18 protein-coding genes and 1 pseudogene are annotated in these 17,998 nt (G+C 69.5%); 7 read left to right on the top strand and 12 right to left on the bottom strand.

The genetic code is table 11. The annotated features are described in order from the left end of the window. Positions 1–28: 28 nt before the first annotated feature. Together ACIBVN_RS41415 and ACIBVN_RS41420 are read right to left on the bottom strand one after the other, a co-directional pair. The gene (locus ACIBVN_RS41415) at positions 29–919 is read right to left on the bottom strand and encodes a sugar phosphate isomerase/epimerase family protein (protein ID WP_397145767.1); all 891 of its coding nucleotides are present in this window, start codon (positions 917–919) and stop codon (positions 29–31) included. Positions 920–928: 9 nt separating this feature from the next. Continuing rightward, positions 929–2,998: a PQQ-dependent sugar dehydrogenase gene (locus ACIBVN_RS41420; protein WP_397145768.1), complete on the bottom strand. Its 2,070-nt coding sequence runs from the start codon at positions 2,996–2,998 to the stop codon at positions 929–931. Between the two features lie 255 nt (positions 2,999–3,253). On the opposite strand from ACIBVN_RS41420, the gene ACIBVN_RS41425 reads away from it, so the two are divergent. The 3 genes and pseudogenes from ACIBVN_RS41425 to ACIBVN_RS41435 all read left to right on the top strand — a co-directional run. After that, positions 3,254–3,826 carry an RNA polymerase sigma factor gene (locus ACIBVN_RS41425; RefSeq protein ID WP_397145769.1) on the top strand — a complete coding sequence of 191 codons (573 nt, stop codon included), beginning with the start codon at positions 3,254–3,256 and terminating at the stop codon, positions 3,824–3,826. After that, complete coding sequence (locus ACIBVN_RS41430) at positions 3,819–4,697, top strand: CU044_5270 family protein (RefSeq protein ID WP_397145770.1); 879 nt, start codon at positions 3,819–3,821, stop codon at positions 4,695–4,697. The genes ACIBVN_RS41425 and ACIBVN_RS41430 overlap by 8 nt, the downstream gene beginning before the upstream one ends. A 175-nt stretch (positions 4,698–4,872) precedes the next feature. Next, positions 4,873–4,977: pseudogene (locus ACIBVN_RS41435) on the top strand (hypothetical protein); the annotation flags it as partial. A 4-nt stretch (positions 4,978–4,981) separates the two neighbouring features. On the opposite strand, the gene ACIBVN_RS41440 reads toward ACIBVN_RS41435, so the two are convergent. The 8 genes from ACIBVN_RS41440 to ACIBVN_RS41475 all read right to left on the bottom strand — a co-directional run bounded on the left by ACIBVN_RS41440 (position 4,982) and on the right by ACIBVN_RS41475 (position 11,788). Next, entirely contained in the window at positions 4,982–5,233 is a 252-nt protein-coding gene (locus ACIBVN_RS41440) for a hypothetical protein (RefSeq protein WP_397145823.1), read from the bottom strand. 102 nt (positions 5,234–5,335) lie between these two features. Then, a complete protein-coding gene (locus ACIBVN_RS41445; RefSeq protein WP_397145771.1) occupies positions 5,336–6,298 on the bottom strand; it encodes a sigma-70 family RNA polymerase sigma factor in 963 nt (320 codons plus the stop codon). A 43-nt stretch (positions 6,299–6,341) separates the two neighbouring features. Next, the gene (locus ACIBVN_RS41450; RefSeq protein WP_397145772.1) at positions 6,342–7,082 is read right to left on the bottom strand and encodes an SDR family oxidoreductase; all 741 of its coding nucleotides are present in this window, start codon (positions 7,080–7,082) and stop codon (positions 6,342–6,344) included. 212 nt (positions 7,083–7,294) lie between these two features. After that, positions 7,295–9,394, bottom strand: a complete 2,100-nt coding sequence (locus ACIBVN_RS41455; RefSeq protein ID WP_397145773.1) for a P-loop NTPase fold protein — start codon at positions 9,392–9,394, stop codon at positions 7,295–7,297. 247 nt (positions 9,395–9,641) lie between these two features. Continuing rightward, on the bottom strand, positions 9,642–10,241 hold the full coding sequence (locus ACIBVN_RS41460; RefSeq protein WP_397145774.1) for an RICIN domain-containing protein: 600 nt from the start codon (positions 10,239–10,241) through the stop codon (positions 9,642–9,644). A 282-nt stretch (positions 10,242–10,523) separates the two neighbouring features. Beyond that, complete coding sequence (locus ACIBVN_RS41465) at positions 10,524–10,712, bottom strand: hypothetical protein (RefSeq protein ID WP_397145775.1); 189 nt, start codon at positions 10,710–10,712, stop codon at positions 10,524–10,526. Then, positions 10,713–10,880: a hypothetical protein gene (locus ACIBVN_RS41470; protein ID WP_397145776.1), complete on the bottom strand. Its 168-nt coding sequence runs from the start codon at positions 10,878–10,880 to the stop codon at positions 10,713–10,715. Beyond that, positions 10,877–11,788: an AraC family transcriptional regulator gene (locus ACIBVN_RS41475; protein WP_397145777.1), complete on the bottom strand. Its 912-nt coding sequence runs from the start codon at positions 11,786–11,788 to the stop codon at positions 10,877–10,879. Before ACIBVN_RS41475 ends, ACIBVN_RS41470 begins: the two co-directional genes overlap by 4 nt. A gap of 128 nt (positions 11,789–11,916) precedes the next feature. Between ACIBVN_RS41475 and ACIBVN_RS41480 the strand changes: the two genes are divergently transcribed. Continuing rightward, complete coding sequence (locus tag ACIBVN_RS41480; protein ID WP_397145778.1) at positions 11,917–13,173, top strand: SGNH/GDSL hydrolase family protein; 1,257 nt, start codon at positions 11,917–11,919, stop codon at positions 13,171–13,173. An 18-nt stretch (positions 13,174–13,191) separates the two neighbouring features. After that, positions 13,192–14,418 carry an alpha/beta fold hydrolase gene (locus ACIBVN_RS41485; protein WP_397145779.1) on the top strand — a complete coding sequence of 409 codons (1,227 nt, stop codon included), beginning with the start codon at positions 13,192–13,194 and terminating at the stop codon, positions 14,416–14,418. Here the strand turns inward: ACIBVN_RS41485 and ACIBVN_RS41490 are convergent. Further along, the gene (locus ACIBVN_RS41490) at positions 14,406–14,768 is read right to left on the bottom strand and encodes a nuclear transport factor 2 family protein (protein WP_397145780.1); all 363 of its coding nucleotides are present in this window, start codon (positions 14,766–14,768) and stop codon (positions 14,406–14,408) included. The genes ACIBVN_RS41485 and ACIBVN_RS41490 overlap by 13 nt on opposite strands. 224 nt (positions 14,769–14,992) lie before the next feature. On the opposite strand from ACIBVN_RS41490, the gene ACIBVN_RS41495 reads away from it, so the two are divergent. Continuing rightward, positions 14,993–15,172, top strand: coding sequence for a hypothetical protein (locus tag ACIBVN_RS41495; protein ID WP_397145781.1), 180 nt, complete (start codon positions 14,993–14,995; stop codon positions 15,170–15,172). Positions 15,173–15,278: 106 nt separating this feature from the next. After that, entirely contained in the window at positions 15,279–16,622 is a 1,344-nt protein-coding gene (locus ACIBVN_RS41500) for a serine hydrolase domain-containing protein (RefSeq protein WP_397145782.1), read from the top strand. Positions 16,623–16,698: 76 nt separating this feature from the next. Here the strand turns inward: ACIBVN_RS41500 and ACIBVN_RS41505 are convergent, their stop codons facing one another. After that, the gene (locus tag ACIBVN_RS41505) at positions 16,699–17,820 is read right to left on the bottom strand and encodes an arabinogalactan endo-beta-1,4-galactanase (RefSeq protein ID WP_397145783.1); all 1,122 of its coding nucleotides are present in this window, start codon (positions 17,818–17,820) and stop codon (positions 16,699–16,701) included. Positions 17,821–17,998: the final 178 nt, after the last annotated feature.

A 17,998-nucleotide genomic window follows, 5' to 3' on the forward strand; every position in this document is an offset into this window, starting at 1 on the left:
GGGCGCCCGCGCCGCGCTCAGCGCCCCCTCAGAACCTCAGCTTCCGCAGGTAGCGGTATCCGACCTCCGCCGTCTGCCGGGGAGTCACGTCAGGAGTGTCGTTCTCCACGATGTACTCCTTCACCCGGTGCCGGTCGAAGATCCGCCGGAAGTCGATGGTCCCGGTGCCGAGGTCGGCCATGTCGCCGTCGAGGTGCCGGTCCTTGACGTGGAACTGCAGCACGCGCTGTGGCGCCCTGCGGATCACGTCGAGCGCGAAGCCGACCGGGTCGGCCGCGCCGCGCCCGACGCCGCCGGTGACGGCCCAGTAGATGTCGATCTCCAGGTGGACCAGGCGCGGATCGAGCTCGGCGGTGAGCACGTCCCAGGGCGTCTTCCCGTTTCCGAGGTCGATGGTGAACTCGTGCGCGTGGTTGTGGTAGCCGTAGCGCAGCCCCGCCGAGCGGGCGGCCTGCGCCTCGACGTTCATGCGCTCGGCCCACGCCTTCCACTGGTCCTCGCTGGTGGAGTTCAGGTAGGGGACGACCATGAACGACTGGCCCAGGGTGAGCGCGTTGCTGATCTTCGTGTCGAGTGCGGCCTGGTCGGTGGTGAGGCCGTCGTGGCTGGAGGTGGCACGGATGCCGAGCCCGTCGAGGAACTCGCGCAGCTGCCGGGCCGTCCGGCCGAAGTAGCCGAGCGCGACCTCGATCTTCGGGTAGCCGATCTCGGCCAGGTAGGCGAGCGTGGTGTCGTAGTTCTTGGCCAGGTCGTCGCGTACCGTCCACAGCTGGATGCTGATCTGGCCCGGAGGGATGCGGTCTCTGCCGTGGACCGGCGTAGCTGCGGCGGCGGGCGAGGCGGCGGCGACGGCGGCCGCCCCGATGCCGAGGCCCGCGGCGAGCAGGGACCGCCTGCTGGGGCCGTATCCGTAACACATGGTGATCTCCTAATGCGTGGGCTGGAGCACGACCTGGTCGCTGCTGGTCAGCGAGGGCAGGTCGCCGGTGCCGGGGTCGGTGTAGGTCGCGACGAAGACGCCGGTGAGGTGGTCGGTGTCCGGGTCGTGCCCGCTCGGCACGGTGGTCTGGATGGAGCCCGAGCAGCCGCGGGCCGTGGTCTGCGGGTGGCCGTGATCGTCATGGCCGAGGATGTAGTCCACGGTCACGTTGGCGCAGTTCACGGGCTGGTCGTCGGTGACCCGTACCTCGAACTCCACGAGGTCGCCAAATTTGAAGGGCTGCCCTTCCGCTGGCCGGATCAGCTCCACGACCGGCGCCGCGTTGCCGACCACGATCCGCACCGACGTCGCCGCGGACATGCCGCTGGGGTCGCTGACCCTGAGCGTGGCGTTGTAGAGGCCGTTCTTGTCGAACGTGTACGACGCCTCGGGGCTGCGGGAGTCGACCCTGCCGTCGGCGTCGAAGTCCCACGCGTAGCGGAGCCTGTCGCCGTCGGGGTCGGTCGTACCGGCGCTGGTGAAGTTGACGGTGAGCGGCGCGTGGCCGGCGGTCGCCGACGCCGCGGCGGCGGGGACGGGAGTGTGGTTGCCCGTGCGGCCGACGTAGTCGATGCGCGCGAGCTGGGCGTCCGGGTTCTCCTGGAAGTAGCCGTCCCCGTACTCCAGCACATACAGCGCGCCGTCGGGGCCGAACTCCAGGTCCATCGGGTTGTCGAACACGAACGAGGGCAGCACGTCCTCGATCCGCCCGTCGCGGTGGAACGCCTTGACGTAGTCGCGGGTCCACTCGTAGAAGAGCGGAACCCCGTCGTAGTACTTGGGCCAGGCCACGGAGCCACGACCCGTCGCGTCACGCGGGTCGAAGCGGTACGCAGGACCGGCCATCGGGCCGATGCCGCCGGTGCCCAGCCCCGGGAACTCCTGCGACTGCCCGTAGGAGTACCACACGTCCGGCTGGACGACCGGCGGCAGCCTGCGCAGGCCGGTGTTGTGCGGTGACTCGTTGACGGGCGCGGTGCAGTCGAACGTCTGCCCGGACGCGCCGGTCGCGAAGTCGTAGTCGACGTACGGGAGCCGCGCCGTCGCGCAGTACGGCCAGCCGTAGTTGCCGGGCCTGCGGATCGTCGTCCACTTGCCGGTTCCCGCCGGGCCGCGCTTGGGATCGGCCTGCCGCGCGTCGGGCGAGTAGTCGGCGACGTAGAGCTCCCCGGTGCCGCGGTTGATCTCGATGCGGAACGGGTTGCGCAGGCCCATCGCGTAGATCTCCGGCCGGGTGCCCGCCGTGCCCGGCGCGAAGAGGTTGCCGCGGGGGATCGAGTACGACCCGTCCGCGCGGACCTTGATGCGCAGGATCTTGCCGCGCAGGTCGCCGGTGTTCCCGGCGCTGCGCTGGGCGTCGAACGCCGGGTTACGGTCGGCTCGCTCGTCGATCGGGGTGTAGCCGCCGGAGGAGAAGGGGTTCGTGTCGTCGCCGGTCGACAGGTAGAGGTTGCCGGCGGCGTCGAAGACGATGTCCCCGCCGACGTGACAGCAGATGCCACGGTCCACGGGCACGTCCAGGATGCGCTGCTCGGTGCGCAGATCGATCGTGGCGCCGGTGAAGCGGAACCGGGACAGCCGGATCAGCCCCTTGAAGGGCGCGAAGTCCTCCGGCGTTCCGGTGACGGGGGCGTCGCCCTCGTTGACGTCCGGCGTGGCCGGGTCGTCGATCGGGGTGTCGAGGGGCGGGGAGTAGTAGAGGTAGACCCAGTCGTCCGCCTTGGAGCCCTTGCCGAAGCCGGGGCTGAGGGCGATGCTCTGCAGGCCCTCCTCGTCGTGGCGGTAGACGTCGAGCCGTGCGGCCTGCGTGTTGAGGCCGGTCTTCGGATCGTGTAACCAGACCTCGCCTTTCCTGGTGGTGTGCAGGACCCTTGAATCCGGTAACACCGCCAGGTCCATCGGCTCGCCGGGGGTGTCGTTGAGGGTCACCTTCTGGAAGTCGCTGTCGGGCGGCGGGGCCGCCGCCGTCCCGGAGGCCTGTGCGGCGGCGGCCGGCATGAGGATCGCCACAGTAGTCATGGCCGCGATTGCGGTTCGCGCTCCCATGCGTCTCCCTTCGGTCTACTCGGGGGGATAAGAGAGGGCAAAGTAACGTGAATGTAACCCGGGTTATGCCGATCGGGGAGGGCCTAATTGCGGCTATCGCCTACCTTTTGCCTCGAATCGGACTAAGTGTTCGCCGGTAGTCGCTGGGAAGACGATCCCGGCTTGCGGCGAAGGATGGATGATCGTTGACCACCATCCGGAAGGCACACCTATGACGGAGACGGAGACGTGACCGCCGAAGTGGGCGAGCAGGTGACCGACGCCGAACTCGTCGCCGACTACCAGCGCGACCCCGAGCTGTTCACCGCGGTGCACGACCGTTATTTCCGCGACATCTACCTGTACGTGGCAGGCCGCCTGGACACGCAGGCCGCCGAGGACATCACGGCCGAGACGTTCCTGCTGGCCTTCGACCGGCGCGACCGGTTCGACCCGGAACGCGGGGGCCTGCGGCCCTGGCTGTTCGGCTTCGCCACCAACCTGGTGGCCAGGCACCGCCGCAAAGAGGCACGCCACTACCGGGCGCTGGCCCGGCTGGCCCCCGAACCCGTCGTGGAAGGACCCGAGAACCGGGTCATCACCTCTGTCGCGGCTCAGCGCATGCAGCCGCACCTGGCCAAGGCGCTCGCCGCGCTGACCAGCGGCGAACGCGACGTCCTGCTGCTCGTGGCGCTGGCCCAGCTCAGCTACGACGAAGTGGCACAGGCACTCGGCATCTCCACCGGCACGGTCGGCTCACGACTGAGCCGCGCCCGCGCGAAGATCCACGCCCTCATCGACAAGGAGACCGTTCATGACTGACCTCGAAGAGCTCTCCGCTCTGCTCGCCAAGCCCGAACCGTCCGCCGAGATGGCCGCGCGCAGCAGGCGCCGCCTCCAGGACAGGGCGCGTGGCCGCGCGCGAAGGCGTATCGGCTGGCTCGCACCGGGAGTCGCACTGGCCGCCGCCGCAGCCGTGACCGCGGTCGTGGTCTCCACGGGGGCGGCGACGACCGCCGGCACAGCCGCGAGGACGGTGACGACCGCCGGGGCACCGGGCTCGGCCAAGGAGATCCTGCTCGTGGCCGCGGCCAGCGCGGAACGCGCGCCGCAGACCTCGGGGACGTACTGGCACGTCACACGTGTGTTCCTGGACACGGACATTCCGCCGATGGAGAGCTGGACCCAGCGCGACGGCCGGCGCTGGGCCAGGAACGAGCCGGGCAATCCTTCTGGCGCCGTCGTGGCAGACGGGATCCCGCTCATGCTCAAGGGCGCCGAGGTGAGCTTCGAGGAGCTCGAAAGGCTGCCGACCGACCCCGAGGCGTTGAAGGCGTGGATCGCCGAGCGTAAGGGGCGCGACAGGGACATGTCCGCATCCGAACTGCGAGGTGACCCGCTCTTCCCCCTGGTCTCGCTGATCATGGAGCTGCCGGTGCCGTCGGAGGTCCGTTCCGCGGCGTTCCGGGCGCTCGCCACGCTGCCGGGAGTCGAGAGCGCGGGCGCGGTCGAAGGCGGGCAGGAACTGCGGATCCCTGATCCTGACGGCGGGCGGGAGATCAAGCTGGTCGTCGATCCCGAGGCCGCTCGGGTGACGCGCACCAACCTTCTCCTAGGCAACAACGGAAGCGTGGGCTGGGCCCCGAAATTCATCTCGGTGACCACCGAATGGACGGACCAGCTTCCCCAGTAGCGTCCTTCTCCGCTCAGACGAGGTTGATCATGACTTAGGGAAGTCGTTCCTCGCCGCTCTCCTGGCGGGGACGGTCGGCGTGACACCGGCACCGGCACCGGCACCCCAGGCTTCCTCTCAGCAGGTGAACGGGGTGACCTCGATCGTGGCGAGCCGGGAGGAGAAGTACCGGGGAGTGGCGCCGGAGGCAAGGCTGGCCATCGGGAAAGTGGCCTTGACCGAATCCTCCGTTCTCGCCGGCATCGAGTGGGCGGCCGTCGAGGCCAAGGCCAAGGTCGTCAGCATCAGTCTCGGCAGCGACGACGGCCCGGATCTGGACCCGAGGAGTAGCGGGCGGGGGTCGCAAGCTCCAATGCAGCCGGGGTCGCCGCGGCGCGGAGTCGCAGGGTGGCGAGCCGCCGCAGAGCGCACTCCGCGTCCCGGGTGTGGCGATCGGCGAACGAGCCGAAGGCGATGCCCACGTTGGCCGCGGAGGCGGGGAGCGACTGCGCCAGCGCGCCGCCGGGGCCGGCCTGGCTGATCACCCGGTACTGCAAGCCGTTCCGCGCACGAGGCGAGCGCCGGGGTCACGAGGCGGCGGGCAGGCGGGACGGAGGTAACCGGGTGGCGGTTCAGTCGGAGGGAGGTGCCCGGGCGGTTCAGGTCGTGAGCGCGGGCGCGAGGCCGAACGTCGGCACCAGGCTCGCGTCGTTGAACGCCGTGATGCGGCTGATCCGGTTGCCGATCAGGGTCAGGACCTCGACGCCGTGCGCCTCGTACCGGTCCTCGCCCACGCGCTTGTACGCGACGAAGGCGGGCTGACCGTTGGCGCTGGTGGGCACGAGCCGCCACACGTTCTTGCGGAGCACCCGGGCGGCCAGGAATCCGATCACGGCCCGTTGCCCGGTGAACCAGGTCGGGATCGGCGGCATCTCCAGCTCGACGTCGGCGCGCAGCAGGCTCACCAGCGCGTCCGCGTCGGCCCGGGTGAACGCGTCCACGTAGCCGTCGAGGAGGGTTCGCCGGACTTCCTCGTCCGGCTCGGCCAGGTCGTCCTCGACCGGTCCGGCCTGGGCGAGGTGGGCCCGGGCGCGGCGGAGCGCGCTGTCGACGGCCGCGGCCGTCATGTTGAGCATTTCGGCGACCTCGGCCGTCCGGAACGCCAGCACGTCGCGCAGCGTCAGCACGGCCCGCTGCCGGGCGGGCAGGAACTGGAGCGCGGCGATGAACGCGAGCCGTACTCCCGTCCGCCCGGCCACGATCGCCGCCGGGTCGTCGGCGCCGAACAGCGCGTCCGGCGCCGGCTGCAGCCACGCCACCGACGGCTCGCGGGGAGCCAGGGCCACCCGGTGATCGTCCGAAGGCGCGCCCAATCCCGACGGAAGCGGCCGCCGGGAGCGCGTTTCCAACGCCGTCAGGCAGGCCATGGTGGCGATCTTGTACAGCCAGCGCCGTACCGAGGAGCGGCCCTCGAACCGGCCGAACCCTCGCCACGCTCGCAGGTAGGTCTCCTGCACCAGGTCCTCGGCGTCATGGATCGAGCCGAGGAGCCGGTAGCAGTGCGCGAGCAGCTCCGGCCGGAACCGTTCGGCCAGGGCGGCGAACTCGGCGTTGGACGGCATCGCGGATTCTCCAGGCTTCGGTGAGGTCACTGTAGGCGGCGGATCAGCTGATCGGGCGCAGTCCGGCGCCGTTGATCTGGTATTCCGCAGCGCTGTCTGGATCGCCGGCGATCTCCACGACGGCCTTGGCGACCTGCTCCGGGGTCAGGATCGGCCGCAGGCCTTCGACAAAGGTGTCCCGATCGACGCCCTGGCGGGCGGCGTAGCCGGCGACCCCGACCGAGCCGACGCCTCCCAGCGGGGTCAGCTGGGGAAGCAGCGTGACGAACCGGATGTTCAGCCCGGCCCGCTCCGATTCGCCGGCCGCGTAGCCGCGCATGTATCGGATGGCCGCCTTCGCGCTGGCGTATCCGCCGCTGAGCGGGGATCCGCCCAGGACGGCGCCGCTGGACATCGCGACGACCACGCTGCCCGGCGCCAGCGGCTCCCGCAGCGCCGCCCGGGTCCAGGTGAAGACGTGCCGGGTGTCAGCGTGCCAGTTGCGGCTGAAGGTTTCCCAGGTCTGCTCGTGTATGGGCGCCATGTGCGGCGTGACCCCGGCATTGAGGACGAGCAGGCCAGGGCGGTGCTCGCGGATCGCGTCCTGCGCGAGCGCCTCGTCGGTGGCATCGGCGGCGACGGGCGTGAAGCCCTCGCCGAGCTCATCGTGTACGGCGCGCAACTGCTGCTCGTCGCGGGCGATGCCGACGACGCGCGCGCCCGTGGCGACGAGCGCGGCGGCGATCGCGCGCCCGAAGCCGCGGCTGGCACCGGTAACGACGGCGGTCTGGAAGGAATCGGACATCGGGCACTCCCCGAGTGGTGGTGGGTTCGGTCCGCATCAAGACCAGCCGGGGGCTGGAAATCCGTCGCCGCCGCCGGAATCGGCGGAGTGATATAGGTCACACGCGCGGCCGGCTCGGATCTCCGTCCGGTCCGTGGCGGTCAGCAGTGATTGACACCGGCGATGCCGGCGAACAAGCTGGGCACCGACCCGGGAAGAACGGCCTCCACAGGTCAGAGCGAAGTGATCTCTCCTGGCACATGAGGCACGTTGCGTCGAACGCGCTCCGGCCCGTCCTCGGTGAGGTAGACCAGCCGGGACAGTACTGGCGACAGCCGTACCGAACTCGCAAGCAGGCCCGCCGGCTCGGTCACGTCCATAATGCCGAGCCGCTCCAGCGCCTGCTCGATCTCACCCACTTCGCGTGAGCGCTCCAGGTGGACGATCATGCCGGGGTCGGCGACGAGGATCTCGGCCAGTGGTGGCCAGCGCTCCTGGATCAGCGCCCACTTGCCCAGTTGGCGAGGTTCGATGCGATCGGGGCCGTCCAGGAAGCGCCTGCGGCGGGCGATGAGGCTCAGCAGCCGCAACCGGTTGGCGAAGCGTTTGGCGGCGCGAGGCGTGGCAGGTAGGTATCCGCCGAGTTCGCCGATGGAGTCCCGGCGGAATTCGGCGTCGTCGACGACGCGGCGGTCGAGATGCCGCCGGATCTCCTGTTCCAGATCTTCGGCGGCGGCGAGGGCGTTTTCCTCGAGTTCGACGTGGTCCTGGGAGCCGGCCTCGGCACGCTCGAGCACCTGCCGGAGCCGCAGGTGCGATCTCAGGGCGAGAGACCTCCGGAGTAGATCTACGATGACGTCTCCCAGCCTGAGCGCCACAAGGATCAGTGCCACCACACCGGTGCCCGGGAGTAGCCACAGCGGCACGCCATCGCTCCGGATCGCGTTTCCCAGCAGGTCGAGGAGTACATCTCCCCATTTGATCAGCGTGAAGACGGTGATGCTCAGGACGAGGAAGCCGAGGAACCCTGCCAGGGACCTTTGGTCTCCGAACAGGAACTTCAGCCCGATGACGCCGATGACAACGGCCGCGAGGAGCGCGACGAAGTCCCTGAGCCCAGGCGCGAGGTTGGATCCCTGCGGCGCCGTCGCGCCCTCCGCCCACCCGGGCGCGGCGAGCGCCACGGTCACGGTCACGATGAGCGCCAGGAATCCGATCGCGAAGGCCACCGGATGGCGCCGCACGCCGGAGACGATCCGCTGCCATCCCCCCGATGGAGGTGGCGTACGCGTGGGGCGCGGGTCGTCGGCGACGATCGCGGCGATGGCGTCCGGCCGTGCTGGTGGCAGGTCGAACCGGTCCTGGATGAGCTTTTCGAGGTACGCACGGCCCAAGGCAAGCGTGCCCGGACCGTCGAGGGCCGATCCGGAGGCCTCGGCATGCTGCTTGCCCGCGGCCCTGGCGATGATGTTCATGTCGGCGAGCAGGATCGTCACCACGCCCTTGTGATCCAGCAGCGTGCTGGTGGTCTCGCACACCTCCAGCGCTCGCGCCGGAGCGCAACGCTCGAGGTCGTCGACGATGATGACCAGCCGTTCGTCACGCCTGAGCGCCTGGCCGATCAACGCCCCGAGTTGACGGTGCACATCGGTCATGCGCCCGTGGGCGGCCTCCGAGCGCGGGCTGTCAATGAACCTGCCGACCGCCTTGGCCATCGTGAACAGCCATCGGGTGACCAGACCCACCAGGACCGTGCTGCCGAGCAGCGCGACTGGCGTCAGTGCGAACTCGGTGGGCAGTTCGCCGCCCTTGGCTTTGCCCGGCGTGATGACGTCGCGCAGTTCTGGGCCGATGACGTCGCCGGCCACCAGCGCCACAGCCGCGATCGCGAGGAGCAGGATGACGATCAGAGCACGCCGCCAGCGCTCCTCCGGCGTCAGCATGGCGCCGGGCAGGGGGCTGATGAAGCGGCGCCACAGCACGCGCCGCTTGTTGACGGTCCTGGCGACGTGTGCGGCCAGCGCGGCGCCGAGGTGAGGGGCGTCCGCGTGCATCCGGGCGTTGAATCGGCAGACGATGTTGGAGTCCTGTGCACCGAGGCGCTTGGCCGCCGATTCCCTGCCACTCAGCCGCTCCGCCACGAGATTGGCAAGCGAGGACTTACCCGATCCCCAGGCGCCGTGGATCGCGATGACGTGCGGGAGCTCGGTCCGCGGGTTTTCGATCGTCTCCGCGATGGTGTCGGCATATACCGTGAAGCCCAGGGCGTCGTCGGCTCTGCTGCTGATCGGCCGATCGTGGTGGACGTTCAGGTCGATGCCGCGCTGGCTCATGCCCTCATGGTCGATTACCCGCCAGCCTCTCGTAGGCCGTACTACGCAATCGTGATGTGGCGTGGCCGTACAAGCAGGTGGCCTTGCACAGTGAGCTTGGCAGCTACGGGGGTCTGCGAGGGTGGCCGTCCCCAAGCTCCCACACCGGGGGCGCTCAGGGATGGGATGGCCAGCCGCGCCGTGGCAGTAGTGCTGGCGAGCGCCCGCAACTCGGAGAGCGGGTCCTTGTCTGCTCGCGCACCGCTGGCTACACGGCCCGGAAGTACCACAGCTGCTGGCCGGCGTACTGGTCGCAGGTCCACTGCTGGATGTTGGCGCCGTTGTGGGTCCAGCCATGGTCGACGTCCAGGCACTTGCCGCTGTTCTTGTTCTCCAGGTGGTAGAAGGTGTTCCACCACGCGTCGGTGTAGGCGTACTTCCAGCGCCACATCTGCTGCGGAACGTTGACGCAGGTCCACTGCTGGACGTTGGCGCCGTCGTGGGTCAGCGCACGGTCGACGTCCAGGCACTTGCCGCTGTGCTGGGCGCGGATGAAGAACCACTCGCTGCCGGGCGTCACTCGTAAGTACTGCCAGTGCTGCTGGGGCACGTTGACACAGTCCCACTGCTTCACGTTCGCGCCGTCATGGGTATAGGCGTTGTCGACATCCACACACTTTTCCGGCGCCGGGAAACGCCGGCGGATCTCGAACAGGTACGACCAGGTATCCGCCGTCTGCTTACTCCTTGCCACGGCGCCGACGGCCGGCGGAGCCGGCAACCACACGGGCATGGCGAGAGCCAGGACCATGACCACGGCCAGCAGGCCCCGGCGCCCCCTCCATCGAGCATTCACGTCATTGCGCACGACACGCTCCCTACGACGTCGTCCTTCCGTTTCTTGCAGGCTGCCCTCGGGATCATCCCGGGGCATGAGTAACCCCCTACTCAGATCGCCGATGCATACGGCCCTCTGCTCGCCGCCGGGTTTGTTGCTCCAGCGATCAGCGCGTTCTGCGACTACGGCCCGAGACACCTGAGGTGGTGGGGCGGCCGTAGCGGGAGGCGGCTGCGGACCGCTTCCCCGGCTGGCGCTGGGGGGCGGGGTCGCGGACGGCGCTGGTGGCGAGGTGCTCTGCCCAGAACGACATCACCACGGCGTTGCCGGTGTCCGGGGAGCGGCCGAGCCGCTCGACAACGTCGTGCTTGAGCTCGACTGGATCTTCGGCTGCGGGCCGACGGTGATCCGCCAGGTCGGTGTGGTCAGGTCGGAGATCAGCAACTCGTCCGGCGGGAGCATCACCTCGCTGCCGAAGGCCGGGTCGAGCACCTCGCGCACCTAGCAGTAGGCGGCGGAGTCGACGACCGGGACGGGCTTGTACTGAGAGCTGCCGGTGCTGCGGGCGGCCTGGATGCAGGCGGTGACCGCCATGGTGTCCTTGTCGTCGTGCCGGTCGAGGCGGAGGATAGCTGGCGCCGTGGCCGGGTGGCGGCCCTGAGACGTCACTCCGGTCGGCGGTACCTGCCGGGCGCCACGCCGTACTCGCGTTTGAAGGCCTTGGCGAAGGCGAACTCCGAGCGGTAGCCGCAGCGTTCGGCGACCGCGCGTAGGGGAGCGTCGGTTTCGCGGAGCAGGCGGGCCGCGGTCGTCATCCGCCACCACGACAGGTAGGCGAGGGGCGGCCGGCCGACGACGGTGGTAAAGCGTTTGGCGAATGCGGCACGTGACAGGCCGGCCTCGGCGGCCAGGCCCTCGACGGTCCAGGGGCGTTCGGGGTGGCGGTGGATGCGGCGCAGCGCCGTGCTGATGCCGGGATCGGTCAGGGCCAGTGCCCAGCCCGTGGTGGCGTGGGCGGGCTGCTCGTCGAGCCAGGCTCGCAGCGCGTACAGCAGCAGCATGTCGATGAGCGCGGGCAGGATCGCCTCCGTGCCCGCGCGAGGCTGGCGCAGCTCGCTGCCGAGCAGGTCGACGGCCGCGCGGAGTGAGGGGTGATGGCCCACTCTGGCGGGCAGATGGATGATCTCGGGCAGGTCGCCGAGCAGCGGGTGCGGGCGCGCCTGGTCGAAGCTGTAGGAAGCGCACAGCAGCTCGGTGGCGGGGCCGCTGCCGGGGATCCGCACTTCGCCGATGGCGTCGTCGTCGTCACGCTCGGGGTGGAAGTCGGTCAGCGGGCTGCCGGGGTGATCGGCCAGCGCGTGACTTCCCCCGTGTGGGCTGAACAGCACGTCGCCGACGGCGAGCGCGACCGGCGCGCCCTCTCGGGGCAGCAGCCAACATCCGCCGCGCAGCACCACGTGGCAGCAGGCCGTGTCACCGGCAGGGAAACGTACGCCCCAGGGTGCCTGGCTTCTGGTGCGCCCCGCGTACGGCCGGCCGGTGCGCATGACGGAGAGCACATCGCTGAGCACATCCATGAAAGGAGTGTAACAGCGCTCGAAAAAGACGATGAAACATGAATTACAGACGTTAGGCCATTCAGCATCTTCGCCATGGTCAATATGGTCGGGTTCCGAACTGATCGAACAGTGAGGGGACCCTTTCCATGTCTTCCAGACCAAGACGGCTTGCCACCATCGCGCTGGCCGTTCTGATATCGCTGGCCGGCTTCTCCACAGCGCACGCCTCCCCCCGCGCGTGGAGCGCCTCCTGGACGGCGTCCCCGCAGCGGCCCAGCGCGAGCTTCGCCCCCAACTGGTCCGAGCAGGGCTTCGCCGACCAGACGATCCGCCAGGTGGTCCGGGTCGGCGCCGGCGGCGAGCTGACACGAGTCCGGTTGTCGAACGCCTACGGGAGCACCCCGTTGAAGGTAGCGGGCGCCACCGTGGCCCGCACCGCGGACGGTGCCGCCATCCGGCGGGAGTCGCTGCGGCACCTGACCGTCAAGGGAGCGCGGGCGTTCACCGTCGCACCAGGACGGGAGCTGGCCACCGATCCCGTGCCGCTGCGGCTGGCGTCGCTCGAATCCGTCACGATCACGCTCTACCTGGCAGGCTCGACCGGCCCGGCCACGTTCCACGCGCAGGCGCTTGCCACGACGTACCGGGCAGCGGGCGATCACCGGTCCGATGCGGGCGGCGCCGCGTTCACGCAGACCTCGTCGTCCTGGTACTACCTGAGCGGGGTGGACGTCGCGGGCGGCCCGGCGCGGCGTGACGGCGTGGTGGCCTTCGGCGACTCCATCACCGACGGGGCGGGCAGCTCCGCCGACGCGAACAACCGCTATCCCGACCAGCTCGCTGAGCGGCTGGCCGCGGCGGGCCGGCGTCAGGCCGTGCTGAACCAGGGCATCGCGGGCAACCGCCTTACGGTTGACTCGGCCTGGTTCGGTGACCGGGCGGTGGACCGGTTCCGGCGCGACGTCCTCGGGCAGCCCAGTGTGGGCACGGTCATCATCCTGATGGGCACCAACGACATCGGGATCAGCGAGCTCGCCGGCGCATCGCCGTACCCCATCTTCGCTCCCTACCCCGACGTCTCCGCCGCTCAGGTCATCGCCGGGCACCGGGAACTGATCCGCGCCGCCCGTGCCAACGGCCTGCGGGTCATCGGCGCCACGCTGACGCCGGTCAAGGGCTCGGCCTACTACACGCCGCGCAGCGAGGCCAAACGGGACGCGATCAACGCCTGGATCCGCACCTCCGGCGCGTACGACGCCGTGGTCGACCTCGACCGCGCGCTGGCCTTCCCGGACGACCCCGACCGGCTCGCCCCTCCGTACGACTCCGGTGACCACCTGCACCCCAGCGACGCCGGATACCAGGCCATGGCTGCGGCCGTCGATCCGAACACCTTCCGCTGAGCACAGAAAGAGACCCCGATGGACCAGATCACTCACCGCAGCATGGACGTCCACGGCCTGCGCATGCACATCGCCGAGGCCGGCACCGGCCCGCTGGTGCTGCTGCTGCACGGCTGGCCCGAGTCGTGGTACTCCTGGCGCCACCAGCTCCCGGCCCTGGCCGCCGCCGGCTACCACGTCGTGGCCCCCGACCAGCGCGGCTACGGCGACACCGACGTGCCTGAGCGGGTCGAGGACTACACCATCGAGCACCTGACCGGCGACGTCGTCGCGCTCATCGACGCCCTGGGTGAGGAGAGCGCGGTCGTGGTCGGCCACGACTGGGGCGCCCTCGTGGGCTGGGAACTGGCCAAGGCGTACCCCGAGCGGGTCCAGGCGCTGGCCGCCCTGAGCGTCCCCGACCGCTTCGCCGACCCGGCCGACCCGGCCGCCACCCCGATCGCCGAGCTGCGCGCCGCGCTGGGGGAGTTCTTCTACATCGTGCACTTCCAGCAGCCCGGTGTCGCCGACGCGGCCTTCGACGCCGCCCTGCGCGCCGACCCGCAGCGACTCGTCCGCCGCCTGCTCTACAGCGGCTCCGGCGACGGCCCGGGTTGGAGCACCATGGTGCCGGAGGGCGGCACGATCGTCGACTCGCTGCTGGACGATCCCGCCACACTGCCGGGCTGGGCGAACGAGCAGGACGTCAAGACGTATGCGGCCCAGTTCGAACGCTGCGGCTTCACCGGCGGGCTGAACTGGTACCGCAACTTCGACCGCAACTGGGAGCTGTCGGCGGTCTGGAGACACAACCCGATCCAGGCGCCCGTGCTGTTCCTCATCGGTCCTGACCGAGGGGGCGGGATCGGCTGGTCGGGCAGCAGCCCGGCCAGCGCGGTCCGGATCGCGGCCCAGCTTGCCCCGTGCCTACGCGCGCGACCTGGCGGAAGTGCTCGGCCCGCTTGGCCGCGCTCGAGACCGGGGTCGCCTGCAGAAGGGCTCGACCTGCCGCCAGAGGTATCGGTGGTCGCTGACGGCGACGGCGAGCTTGTCACCGATGCCGGGACGCACCGCCGCTGCGCGCTGCTGTCGCTCACTGTGTGCGAAAAGCTCTACCCCGGTTTGCTCCTGGCAGCGCCCGACCTGAGCAACAACGGAACGGTTCGTGGCGTTGGCGAGCCACAGCAGGCAGAGTTGCCCCTAGGCAGGTGCCGGTGTGGATATAGCCCCCTTTCGTGGCAGCAGACGTGGCTCTACACCGCATAGACGGGTGCCAGGTCGACGAAGATGCGGTAGTCCGAGATCAGACCGTCGTCGCGGGTATGCCAGATCGACACGGCCACGACGCTGACGTCCTTGCCGTCGAGCCGCCGGTATGTCACCTCGGTCTCGGCAATGGTGTCGGCGTCGACCTGCCACGTTCTGACGAGCCTGTGCGCGAGGCCCGCGATGGTCGCGAAGAATATCCGCAGTCCCTCGGCGATGGCGTTGCGTCCCACCATGGGCTCGGCATTGCCGAACACCATCCTGGCGTCCTCCGCCAGCAACTGCACGAACTTGCCAGGGTCGAACGAGTCAACCACCTGGAAAACGCGCTGTGCCTCATCGTCGGACATGCCGATCTCTCCTCCCGTGGCGAGGGTCGCTGCTCGGGACGTTACGTGGCGACGGGCAGGATGCAACCCCTTGGGGTCATCCCGTCCCCGCCGCCTGGCATCCGCTGCCGTCCGAACTGTCCCCGACGACTTCGACGCCGGCGCTCTCTACAGCATCTTCGACCGCCGTACGGGACAGCATCCCGGAAGATCCCACCTACCACGTCAGGCAGCGGGACCTGGCCATGGTCACCATGATCTACCGGGCCTCCGGAGTGGGGGCCACAGGCAGCCCGATGGCCGGGCTGGACAGCGGCTTTCCCGCGGGTGCGGTCCTGGTGCCGCTGGGCGGCAAGATCGCGCGCCCGGCTGACCCAGACGATCGTGCGCGCGTACGCGGTCGGCTGAGTGGCGGTTTCCCGTAACAAATGCGGAGGAGTCCAGCAATGGTGCATGGGCGAGGGGCCTCAGTAGCTTCGCCTGGTGCTCAGAACCGCCCTTGCCGCAGTCTGTCTTGCCCTGGTCCCCACCATGTCCGAGCCGGTCCCCGCGTCGGTCGACGCCTACGTCGAGCAGTACCGCGCGGCCACGGGCCTGCCAGGCGTCGCGGTGGCGATCACGAGGGGAAGCAGAGTCATCCAGGCCACCGGATACGGCCGGACCGCCACCGGCGAGCCCGTCACGGCCGACACCCCCATGGCGGTGGCCTCGGTCAGCAAGTCCTTCACCGCCCTGGCCGTCATGCAGCTGGCCGAGAAGGGCAAGGTCGCCCTCGACCAGCCGGTGCGCCGCTACCTGCCCGAGTTCACGATGGCCGACCCCCGAGCCGCGAAGATCACCGTACGGGAACTGCTCAACCAGACCTCGGGCATGGCCGACTCGGCCTTCCGTGAAAAGAGCCTGCCTCAGCCGCAAACGCTTCAAGGCGCCGTGGCCCGGCTCAAGACGGCCAGGCTCGCCACGGACCCCGGGACCGCCTACAGCTACCACAACACCAACTACCAGGTCGCCGCCCGGCTCGTCGAAGTGGTCAGCGGCGAGCCGTTCGCGGCCTACCTCGACGCGCACGTGTTCAAGCCCCTCGGCATGCGCCACAGCACGACCGTCAACACCGACCGTGACCTGCCCGGCAGCGCCCGTGGACACCTGTACGTCCTCGGCCGGGCCGTCGCCTTGCCCGAGCCCACCGGGTTCGGAAACGGCTCGGGCGGAGTCCTCAGCACCGCCGGCGACATGGCCAAGTGGCTGATCGCACAGCATGCCGGCATCCTGCCCCCGCAGAGCGTCAAGGAGATGCGCACTCCTTCCAAGCAGAACGAGGACTACGCCCTCGGCTGGATGATCGACAAGACCGAACGCGGCACCCCCGTGCTCGAGCACGGGGGAGACCTGTTCACCTCCACCGCTCACCAGCTGCTGATGCCCGAGTCGGGATACGGCATCGCCGTCATGGCCAACACCGGTATGGCCTTCTCCGACGCGCACGCCCTCATGAAGGGGCTGGTCGCCATCGTCGAGGGCGGCACCCCGCCGCTGCCCTCCAGGCAGCCGTCGCTCCTCACCGACGTGCTCTTCGCGCTGCTGACCCTGGTGACCATCGGGCTCGCGGCACGGGGCACGGCACGTGCCCGGCGATGGGCCGCGCGCCGCACGGGATGGCAGCTGTGGCGGCTGGTGCCGTACCTGGCCCCTGTCACGTTGTGCGCGACGATCGCCCCGATCCATCGCATGCTGGCCCGCGGCCGCGACGCCGCGTGGGTACAGCTGGCCTACCTCTACCCGACGTTCATGGTCTGGCTGGTGACGGCCGCCGCCGCGGGGCTCACGGTGGTCGCGGCACGCCTCTGGGGCGCCACGCGCCCACTACGGCGGTGAAGTGTGCTGATCCACCCCGGGATGGCGACCCGCCTGAGCGCGGGCGCGTCGCCATCCCGGGCGGGGAGCCCGCGTTCTACGGGGTCCACCTGATGTTGGGATTGATGCCGCCGGTCCAGTTGAAGGTGGCCATGTTGTCCCACTGGTCGCCGGTGCCGTTGATGTTGGCCGGGTCCCAGCCGTTGCCCGCGATGGCGTACCAGGTCGGCTCCCAGTAGAAGACGCCGATCGCTCCGGCGCCGCGGGCGGTGTTCTGGACCGCGGTGAAGTTGTTCGCCTGCCCTGTCCAGGTGGCCGGGTAGCCGGAGCACGGCGCCGAGCCGCCGATCACGTTCGGCTCGCTGTCGGCGTCGGCGGCGGTGAACGGGTAGGCGGTCTCCGCCACGATGACCGGCTTCCCGTAGCGGGTCCGCACATCGTTGATCACTGTGGACAGGTTGGACAGCGAGCCGTGCCACATGCAGTAGTACGACAGCGCGGTGATGTCCCACGGCACGCCTTTGGCGCGGATCCCGTCGTAGAACCAGCGCGCGTTCGCGAGGCTGTCGGCGTCCGCGGTGTGAATGATCACCTGGGTGCCGCTGTTGCACGCCTTGGTCGCGTTGTATCCGGCCTTGAGCAGCAGGCTCAGGTTGGTGAAGTCGTTGTTGATGACCTTGCCGTCGTTCCACAGCATGCCGACGTTGATCTCGTTGCCGATCTGCACGCTGTCCGGCGTGGTGCCCTGCGCCTTCAGGCTGTTGCAGACGTCGTAGGTGTAGTTGTAGACGTCGGTCTGGAGCTGGCTGATTCCGTGGCTCGCCCATGCCGCCGGCTTGAACTGCTTGCCGGGGTCGGCCCAGGTGTCCGAATAGTGGAAGTCGATCATCAGGCCGAGGCCCTTGGCCTTGACCGTCTTGGCGTAGGCCAGGACTTTGGCCTTGTTGTTGTAGCCGCTCGCCGGGTTGTTCCAGATGCGCAGCCGGACGTAGTTGACTCCGACGCCCTTGAGAATGTCCAGCGGGTCGGCGGCTGTGCCGGCGGCGTTGTAGTACTTGGCCCCGAGGTCCAGGCTCCGCTGGAGCGAGGAGACGTCGGCGCCGCGCATGCTCAGCGTGGCGGCGGAGGCGGGCGCGGCACTCAACGGCACGACGGCGAGCAGCGTCGCGAGGGTCAGCAGGAGCGTGACGCGGATCCTACGTAAGGGATGGACGGCCATCTCGATCTCCTCACCTTGTGTGAACGCTCACAGATAGATGTGGCGGCGATGTGCAGGGAGAATGCGTCTTCGGGGGACTAAGCCGGCCTTCTATGAGCTGTGAACGTTCACAGACTTGTTGAGCACGAGGATAAAGAACAATCCGGCACCGGGAAAGAGCGAGTTTCACCCACGTTTC

Origin of the sequence: Nonomuraea sp. NPDC049400 (assembly GCF_044466425.1) — a bacterium.
Classification (GTDB): Bacteria; Actinomycetota; Actinomycetes; order Streptosporangiales; family Streptosporangiaceae; genus Nonomuraea.